Annotated in this window: 6 protein-coding genes and 1 pseudogene; 3 read left to right on the top strand and 4 right to left on the bottom strand. The window is 64.3% G+C overall.

Annotation, left to right across the window (positions count from 1 at the left end; all coding sequences use genetic code 11):
- The 4 genes and pseudogenes from Q0U08_RS16420 to Q0U08_RS16405 all read right to left on the bottom strand — a co-directional run.
- Window positions 1-412: pseudogene (locus tag Q0U08_RS16420) on the bottom strand (hypothetical protein); the annotation flags it as partial.
- Between the two features lie 100 nt (window positions 413-512).
- The gene (locus Q0U08_RS16415) at window positions 513-2,645 is read right to left on the bottom strand and encodes a M3 family metallopeptidase (protein WP_298092662.1); all 2,133 of its coding nucleotides are present in this window, start codon (window positions 2,643-2,645) and stop codon (window positions 513-515) included.
- Between the two features lie 95 nt (window positions 2,646-2,740).
- Window positions 2,741-2,923 (bottom strand): hypothetical protein, encoded by a 183-nt coding sequence (locus Q0U08_RS16410; protein ID WP_298092661.1) that lies wholly within the window; start codon window positions 2,921-2,923, stop codon window positions 2,741-2,743.
- Window positions 2,924-2,935: 12 nt separating this feature from the next.
- Window positions 2,936-3,622 (bottom strand): Crp/Fnr family transcriptional regulator, encoded by a 687-nt coding sequence (locus Q0U08_RS16405; protein ID WP_298092660.1) that lies wholly within the window; start codon window positions 3,620-3,622, stop codon window positions 2,936-2,938.
- 156 nt (window positions 3,623-3,778) lie between these two features.
- Between Q0U08_RS16405 and gntA the strand changes: the two genes are divergently transcribed.
- From gntA to uvsE, 3 genes are read left to right on the top strand one after another with little or no spacing between them, the layout of a single operon-like run.
- Entirely contained in the window at window positions 3,779-4,471 is a 693-nt protein-coding gene (gene gntA, locus Q0U08_RS16400) for a guanitoxin biosynthesis heme-dependent pre-guanitoxin N-hydroxylase GntA (protein WP_298092659.1), read from the top strand.
- The gene (locus Q0U08_RS16395) at window positions 4,464-5,060 is read left to right on the top strand and encodes an urea carboxylase-associated family protein (protein WP_298092658.1); all 597 of its coding nucleotides are present in this window, start codon (window positions 4,464-4,466) and stop codon (window positions 5,058-5,060) included. Before gntA ends, Q0U08_RS16395 begins: the two co-directional genes overlap by 8 nt.
- Window positions 5,057-6,175: a UV DNA damage repair endonuclease UvsE gene (uvsE, locus tag Q0U08_RS16390; RefSeq protein ID WP_298092657.1), complete on the top strand. Its 1,119-nt coding sequence runs from the start codon at window positions 5,057-5,059 to the stop codon at window positions 6,173-6,175. Before Q0U08_RS16395 ends, uvsE begins: the two co-directional genes overlap by 4 nt.
- Window positions 6,176-6,468 lie beyond the last annotated feature (293 nt).

Below are 6,468 nucleotides of genomic sequence, written 5' to 3'. Positions count from 1 at the left end.
GCCATAGCGCCGACGGTGCGGGCGGCGGCAGCATCGCCCGCGACGGCGCGATCTGCGCCCGCACCCGCTCCACATCGCCCCCCGGCACCGTGGTACAACCCAGCCCCTCCCGATACACCGCCTGATTGCGCCCGATCACCCCCAGCATCGCGACCGTCACCACCCGACGCCCCCGATCGACATCGACCGACATCAGCCGCAACAGCGGATTGCCCGGCGCCTGCACGTCGACGCGGCGCACCTGATCGGCATCCCGCCCCGCCAGGAAGACGTTGGAACACACGATCTTGGCGGTATAGCCGCTGCCGATGCGCAGCAGCGTCGGCGGCGCGATCAACAGCCATGCGGCAAGGCCGATCACTACTGCCAGCAGGATCAGCCCGACACGCTTGGCAACTCGTTCGATGCGCATGGCAAGCCGACCTTCCGGATACGAAAAACGCGCCACAGGTCGAAGACCCGCAGCGCGTTCACGTAACCGGAAAACGATACCGGTTGAAAGACGCCGTCTTTTACCGCGTCGGGAAACCACGCTGCTTCAACAGCGCATTCACGTCCGGGTCACGGCCCCGGAACGCCCGGTACGCATCGGCCCGATCGGTCTCGTTCCCCGTCGACAGCAGCACCTTGGCGAACCGATCAGCGGTCGCCTTGTCCCACGGGCTCCCCGCTTCCTCGAACGCGGCAAACGTGTCCGCATCCATCGTCTCGGACCACAGATAGCTGTAATAGCCCGCCGAATAGCTGTCGGACGAGAACAGGTGATTGAATTGCGGCAGGCGGTGCCGCATCACCAATTCCTTGGGCATCCCGATCTCGGCCAGCGTCTCGCGCTCGAACCGGTCCGGATCGACCACGCCATCCGCCACCGTATGCAGCTTCATGTCGACGATCGCCGAGGACAGATATTCGGTCGTCGCAAAGCCCTGATTAAAGGTTTCGGACGCCTTGATCTTGTCGAGCAGCGCCTGCGGCATCGCCGCCTTGGTCTGATAATGCCGCGCATATTTGTCGAGCACGTCGCGGGTCAACAGCCAATGCTCGTTCACCTGGCTGGGATATTCCACGAAGTCGCGTGGCGTACCCGCCAGCCCCGGATAATAGACGTCCTGCAGCATCGCATGGATGGCGTGGCCGAACTCATGGAACAGCGTCTCGGCATCGTCCAGGCTGATCAGGATCGGCTCGCCCGGCGCGCCCTTGGCGAAGTTGTTGTTGTTCGACGACAGCACGTTGCGCACCGGCGGCAGGTTGCGTTGCCCGCGATAGGTATTTGCCCAGGCGCCCGATCGCTTGCCTGTCCGTGCGAAATCGTCGCGGTAGAACAGGCCCACTTCCTTGCCCGCCCGGTCGGTGACATGCCACACGCGCATGTTCGGCTCGAACACCGGCACCGTGCCGGTGATCTCCTTGAAGTTCAGCCCGTACAGCCGGTTGGCGGCATAAAGCGAACCCTGGATGATGTTGTTCAGCTCGAAATATGGCTTCAGTTCCGCTTGATCCAGGTCGTAGCGGCTCTTGCGCACCTTCTCCTGGTAGAAGCGATAGTCCCAGGGCTCGATCGTGATCTGGGCGCCGCCATCCTTGTCGGCGATCGCCTGCATGTCGCGCACTTCCTCCGCGACGCGCGCCTTGGCGGCCGGCCATACCCGCATCATCAGGTCCATCGCGGCCGCCGGCGTCTTGGCCATCGTGTCCTGCATCCGCCAGTCGGCATGGGTCTTGAAGCCCAGCAGGTGCGCGCGGTCGGCGCGCAGCTTCACGATGCGCGCGATCGTCGCATTCGTGTCGCTCGCATCGCCATTGTCGCCACGATTGACGAAGCCGCGCCACACCTTTTCGCGCAGTGCGCGGTCGGTGGCGAAGGTCAGCACCGGGTCCACCGCCGAGCGCGTGTTGACTATCGCCCAGCCCGTCTGTCCCCGCTCGGCAGCCGCAGCCTTCGCCACCGCCTTCACGCTGTCCGGCACGCCCGCCAGTTGCCGCTCGTCGGTGACCAGGATCGCCTTGCCCTCGTCACCCAGCAGCTTCTCGGAAAATTCGGAAAAGGCGGTGGCAAGCTGCTGGTTGTACTGCGACAACTGCGTCTTCTGCGCCGCATCCAGTTTCGCACCCTGCCGCACGAACGAATCGTAGGTGCGCGTCACCAGACGCTTCTGCTGCGCGTTCAGCCCGGCGGTATCGCGGCTCCGGTAGATCGCCTCGATCCGCCCGAACAGCTTCGGATCGAAGGTGATCCGGTCCTGTGCGGCGGCCAGCTTGGGCGACCATTCGCGGTCGATCTTCTGATAGGCCGGCGTGTTCATGTTGCCGGTCATTACGCCGAACAGCGTCATCACTCGCCCCAGCCGCTCGCCCGCATTCTGCATCGGCACGAAGGTGTTGGCGAAGGTGGGCTTTGCGGGATCGTTGGCGATCTTCGCATAATCCGCCGCGCGCTCGGCGAGTGCGACCTCGAACGCCTGCGGGAACAGTTCGGGCTTCACCTTGTCCCAGGGTGGCACGCCGCCATAAGGCCCGGTCCAGGTGGCGAGCAGCGGATTGGCGGTGGCCGGCGTTGCGGCGGGCGCGGAGGCCTGGCCCCCGGCAATGGCAGTGGTCGACATCAGCGCCGCAAGTCCGGCGGCGAGAAAGGCATGGCGCACAAAGGGCTCCTGTTGGAAAAACCCCGCCAGCATAGGCTCATGCTACAATGCGTAAAGGTCCCTGACCCGTTTCGTTTGCTGCAGACGCCGCGCGGTCAGTCCGGCGACGGTCGCTCCTGTCCATCCGCCACGTCCGCCGCGGCGATCAGCGAGCGACCGGTTTCGCGTGCGGCCGCAGGCGTCATCGCCACCGCAACGCCATCGGGTCCATCCAGCATGACGACGCCGTGTTCCGCGCTTGCCCTCCCGGCAACGGTCTCCGGCCCGATGGAACCCATAAGCACATCTCCCTAGGCGACACTCATTTCGAAGTGGCTGCCGTACAAATAAAGCGGGTCGAACTCGCTCAGCGTCTCCAGCGCCCTCAGGTCGAGGATACGCGCCACGCCGCCCTTGAATGCCAACGCATGACGCTCGCGCAGGCTCCGCAGTACCCGGTTCACATGCACGCTGGTCAGCCCGCATGCCTCTGCGATATCCACCTGCGTGACGGGCAGTGTGAAGCTGCCATCGGTCACCCGGTCGATCATCGCCATGCGCGTATGCAACTCGCAGAACAGATGGGCCACCCGCCCCTCCGCGCCCAGCCGGCCCAGCCGGAAGATCCATTCGCGGTGCATCGCGGCATCCAGCAGGGTCGAAAACCACAGCAGCCGGGTCAGGCGCGGCCAGGATTCGGTCACGGTGGTCAGGCGCGCATGCGGCACCACGCCGTAGCGCACCGGGGTCAGCGTACCGATATCATGGTCCAGCCGCTTCATGGTGAAGCCGTGCAGATCGACGAAATCGCCCGGCACATGGAACGCCACGATCTGTCGGTGCCCTTCCCGATCGTCCATATACCGGCACATCAGGCCTTCCAGCAGGATCGTGCTGTTCTGCACGTCGCGCCCGCGCTCGACCAGCAACTGCCTTGGCCCCAGCGTGCGGACATCCTCCACGGAGTCCTCCAGCGCCTGCACATCGACGGCGGACATCTTCTCCCGCCCGCGGCCCCGCAAAAACAGATCGGTTATCATGCTGTCCGCTCCTCGTTTACCGCCTGTATTTCGGGGACCGAACATTCGTCTTAATCCAGGTCAATGCAGCATCAACTAACGCAACATTGTTGGGCTCTGCGGGTTCCATCGGCCATGCGAACGATCAGTTACCAGAACGACCATCCTCTCGCCGAAGCATTTATCAGTGGCATACGGGAGGCGAGTTTTCCGTGCGTGGGCGCAAAATCGGCATTGGCCAAGGGGCAGATGGACATCCTCGTCGCCCGCGACCTGCGCTCCGCCTGGGACGATATGCGCATCCTGCCCGCACTCACCACCACCGTCGCCAAATACCATGCCGATCGCGCGCTGTTCCGCACGCTCGTCGTGCTGTTCGAGGGTCCCGGCGACCTGGACGAGCCCGGTTTCGAGCAGCACCTGTGGGCGCGTGCCCAGTCGCTGTCCGACAAGGACGAATGGCTCGGCTACCAACCCGATCCCAGCGTCAGCACCGATCCCGAAGACCCGCATTTCTCGCTCAGCTTCGCGGGCGAGGCGTTCTTCGTCGTCGGCCTCCATCCCGCAGCCAGCCGCCCCGCGCGCCGCTTCGCCGCGCCTGCGATGGTCTTCAACCTGCACGATCAGTTCGAGGTGCTGCGCGAACAGCAGCGCTACGAAAAGCTGCGCGCCTCCATCCTGGCGCGCGACCTCGATCTCGCCGGCTCGCTCAATCCGATGCTCGCCCGCCACGGCGAGATCAGCGAAGCCCGCCAGTATAGCGGCCGTGAAGTGCCCTCGGACTGGCGCTGCCCCTTTCATCGCGGCGGAGGTGCGGCGCATGGTTGAGACGATCCCCCCCCGCTCCGGCGCCGGCTTCCGTCTGCCCAAAGGCGCCGAACTGACCGTCATCGATCCCGAAGGATGCCAGGTCGCCGATCTGCTGGCCTTCAACGCGGACGATTTGCGCGAGGTGATCTCGTCGGGGCGCACGCTCGACTATGCCAGCCGGCTGTATCTCACGACGGGCGACCCGCTTTATTCCAACCGTTCCAACGTCATGCTCTCCATCCTGGAGGACACGGTCGGCCGTCACGATTTCCTGCTGACCCCCTGTTCCAAGGATACGTTCCGGATCATCTATGGCGACACCGATCCGCACAGGGGCTGTTTCGGCAACCTCGCCGCCGCGCTGGAGCCTTACGGCGTCCAGCCAGACATGATCCCCACCGCCTTCAACTGCTTCATGAACGTACCCATCGACGGTACCACCGGCGCCTTCACCGTCGAGCCGCCGCTCAGCAAGGCTGGCGACTTCATCCGCTTCCGCGCCGAGATGGACCTCGTCATCGGCCTCACCGCCTGCTCCGCCCTGCAATCGAACGGCGGCTCGTTCAAACCGATCCACTACCGCATCGACGAGGCCGTACCGGCATGACCCACCGGCCGCTTCGCCTGGGCTTTCCCGTCAAGGTCATGGGAAAGCCGGGCATGAAATCCAACGACACGCGGCGCTGGCAGAGCAATCCACACCTCAAATGCTCGCTTGAGTATGTCGATGCCATTCTCGACTATCTGGCGAAGCAGAAGATCGACATGTACCGCCTGTCATCGGACCTCGCGCCTTACGCGACCCATCCGGACATGCCGCAGTTTCACAACATGGTGGCGGAAAGCGACGCCGAACTTCGCGCGCTCGGTGCCAAGGCCAAGGCGCTCGACATGCGCCTGTCCTTCCACCCCTCGCAATATGTGCTGCTCAATGCCCCCAATCCGGCGCTGACCACCAAGAGCATCTGGGATCTGTCGAGTCAGGCCGAAATGCTCGACCGCATGGAGCTGAACGACGAAGCAGTTCTGGTCACCCATGTCGGCGGCGTCTATGACGATCACGAGGCCAGCCGCGCGCGCTGGATCGCAGGGTGGGAACAATGCCCCGAGCATGTCCGCCGCCGCCTCGTCCTGGAAAACGACGATATCCGCTTCTCCGCCGCCGACGTGCTGTGGATTCACGAACGCACCGGCGTCCGCCTGATCTTCGACTATCAGCATTTCTGGTGCCTCAATCCCGAGCGGCTCGACCTGCGTGATACGCTTGAGAAGTTCATGGCGAGCTGGCCCACGGGCGTTCGCCCCAAGATCCATTTTTCCAGCCCCCGCACCGAACTCCGCGAGATCAAGCAAAAGGTCGCACCCGGCGCCAAACCCAAAAAGGGCGAGCAGCTTAAGGCGCCGCTCAAGCCGGGCGCGCGCACCAAGACCGTGTTGCGGCCGCCAATCTGGACCGGCCACGCCGATTTCACCAATCCGTTCGAATTCTGCACCTTCATGCGTACCGCCGAAGGCCTTGAATTTGACGTGATGCTGGAGGGCAAGTCCAAGGATATCAGCCTCCTCAAGCTGCGTCCGGACATGCTGCGCTTCGCGCCCGATGTCGCAGCCCGCTTTGGCATCACCGCCGAGGATGCCGCCGAACTCCGCGAGGATGAAGCCGAACTGGAAGACGGCGCCGATGCCGACGACGCGCCCGATGTGGACGAAGGGGACGCCTGATCCCGCTTTGCCGCACCGGTGCCGCATCTGAAACTCCAGCTCCCGCGAAGTTTCGGATCGACTCTGGTAATATCCCGGCGTGATGCTTTCTCCGTCTGCCGATTCGCCCGAAACCGCTCTCGCCCCGCTTGACGTCGATCGCCGGCGCTTGATGCAAGGCCGGGTCCGCGAGGCGTTGCGCCAATGGCTTTCCGCGGATGACGACACGTTGCTCGCGCTGCTCACCCGCCTGGGGCGTGACGAGATCGCGCATGCGGCCGAGCAGAGCCGCCGCCTGCCCCAATCCACCACAC

The sequence above is a fragment of the uncultured Sphingomonas sp. genome (genome assembly GCF_946477935.1).
Classification (GTDB): Bacteria; Pseudomonadota; Alphaproteobacteria; order Sphingomonadales; family Sphingomonadaceae; genus Sphingomonas.
Note: the sequence above shows the minus strand (reverse complement) of the source record. Positions and strands in the feature narration are given on the sequence as shown.